Annotated in this window: 1 protein-coding gene and 1 pseudogene; both read left to right on the top strand. The window is 40.6% G+C overall.

What is annotated here, in order from left to right:
- Window positions 1–323 precede the first annotated feature (323 nt).
- Window positions 324–692 (top strand): annotated as a pseudogene (locus tag AC4GME_RS18605) (transposase); the annotation flags it as partial.
- Between the two features lie 1,325 nt (window positions 693–2,017).
- Window positions 2,018–2,704: tetratricopeptide repeat protein (locus AC4GME_RS18600; RefSeq protein WP_490380017.1), on the top strand; the 687-nt coding region annotated here is incomplete at its 3' end.

Here is a 2,704-nt window from a genome sequence, read left to right as displayed (position 1 = left end):
TTATGACTCGTTGGCCCACTCTTCAGCAAGCACAGAGAGCCCACAAAGACACCTTGTAGGACTTTTTTCATAATAACTATATACGTGATATACAGAAAATTACTAAGCGTGTAAATGCCATAAAAGAGGCAATGCCGCTAACTGAAGATGAAGCAGTCATTGATACCCATTCTCTGTTTATGACAGCTTTACTAGAGTGAATTATATGTGCAATGAAGCACATAAAACTGTTCGATCATAAAATCGAAGAGTTAATGAAAATATTACCTGACGCCGAATTATTTACAGGTCTACCAGGAATATAAGCTTGCCTATCCGCACGATTACTAGCAGGTTTAGGTGAGCAAAGAGACCGATTCACTTCTGCTCAACAGCTACAACAATATGCAGGAATAGCCCCAGTTACAGAGCGTAGTGGTAAAAAGTCATGGGTACATTGGCGTTGGCAATGCCCTAAGTTTTTGAGGCAGACATTTATCGAATGGGCTTCTCATTCAATTTATAGTTCGTATTGGGCTAAAATTTTTTATCTCAAAAAAAGAGAATTGGGCAGTTCACATCAAGCCGCTATTCGTGCCCTTGCATTCAAATGGATCAGAATTGTTTATAGGTGCTGGCAGGATCACAAGCCTTATAACGAAGTTCGTTATTTAAGAGCATTAAAAGATCGCGGTTCACCATTATTAGACTGAGGAAAAGCTTGAACTAATCCTCAGGGCGTGAACCGACTTACAAAACATTATTCATTTAACTCTAAATGAGTGGCCATTTTAACTAAGCCACAGGGAGCAACAGATAGTGTCATTCAGACTCATCTCGGTTAGTTATTATCTCAATTGTTATTATATCTCGCCTTTTTTTACGCTTTTCCTTGACCACTATAAACAGAATAATTCTTTCTTTAGCCCACCTAACTGGAACAGTGAATCTCGTACATACTTGTTGTCAGGTTCTACAGATAGAATATATTGTCCTTTACCAATTATCTCATCAATATAAAGAGGGTTAAATTCTCCTATACTCCATTACACTGTTCAAGACCATTCTTGAGCAAATAATAAGATTGTTTACGATAATCTCGACGGGCTTTTTTTGGAACACGTACAGTAGATTCAGAAACCACCAATCCAGTCACTATTTTCCGCTGATTACTTTTTAAAAGTTTGGATTCCCCCTCATTAACAATATAACCTTCAGATTTTATTGCAGTTCTGACGGAGGAGTAGAATTATTCGGATACGACTTGCAATCACATCAACGGTTCTTTTGCTAAGACCTCGGGTGATAAGGTTGTCTGGATTTGTTTTAGCGACTTGAATTGATGGCTTATCAATAACTGATTTATCAAGCGCCTTCATCATCTATGCAAAAATATCAAGATTAGGCTCAACCAGATTGAGTGCATTCTCAACAACTGAATACAGCACGTTGGTATTGTTAAATTATTTGATATAGATGAATAAAATAAATCATATTTACCTTAAGCTAAATTTTTGACACTGTAATGGTCATATCTTTTTTATCTGGTGTAGTAGCTATTACCGCCTTTATCGGCATCTGGAAAAGCATTTACTCTGCCAAGGAAAATGAGTTCGAAAAAAAACAACAAGAGTTATGTTATTTTAGGCTTCTTGTCTAACATTAGCCTAAGTGCGATAGCATTTGATGCTTCTGAGCCAGAAGGTGCAATTATTTTACTTTTATTATCATTAGGAAAAGTAACATTGCTTTATGCAAAACGTAAAACTGGGTCAGAGAGGAATTGTTACTAATATTAGGAATATAATGTTCTCCGGCCCAGATAAATAAACCTAAACGAATGCACAACGAGAACTTCAAATAAATTTCTTCAGCAATATATTTGCACAGATTAACCAGTCGACTACTGGAGATAAAGAGGACAGGCAAATAAAGTCGTTTTACGGTCGAACGTAATTGAGCTCTGTGCCTTTGAGGAACTCCGCTAATTAGCCCCCGGTTTTGCCGGGGTGGATTAACTACTGTATAAGGATTTCCCATGTTCGAAACACGCACTGGTAACACACTATCAAGTGAGTCCTCTGAAGCTGTTAAACTATACCAGGAAGCAGTCGATTTAATTCTAGGGTCAGAATCTGGCGCGGCCGAAACCCTTGATAAGGCCCTTGAGCTAGATAAGGATTTTGCTTTAGCTGCAGCTGCGCGCTATTACGTGGCACAAGATGTTGGCGAGCCGGATGCTAAAGTCTACCGAGAACTTGCAGAACGGGCATCATTGAACGCAACCGACTGGGAACATGAACATATCGATGTTCTTATCGGCTTGATTGACCTGCCTGATGCTACATTGGCAAAGGCACTGGCCTACATCGAAACTACGCCTGCCGATCTGTTAGTGATTTCCCTGCTAACGGGGTATCTGTTTTTTTACGGTGGCCCCAAAAAATTGGATGCCGTGCTGAATGTATTCGAGTCCGTTGAAGAAGCTTTAGGCAACGATTGGGCATTCCTTGCCCGGCTAGGATTTGCCGCGAGTGAAGCAGGGCAACGCAAGCGTGGACGCGAGCTTATTGAACGGGCTTTGGACATTCGGCCTCAGGCACTCTATTCCATTCATGGTTTAGCACATATACTGCATGATGACGGCGCAGCCGAAGAGTCGGCAAAGCTGCTACAGGACTGGCTCAAGGTGCATGAGTCCGGCGCTCGCGACGGACAAATGTAT

This window comes from Psychromonas sp., assembly GCF_983033635.1.
Note: the sequence above shows the minus strand (reverse complement) of the source record. Positions and strands in the feature narration are given on the sequence as shown.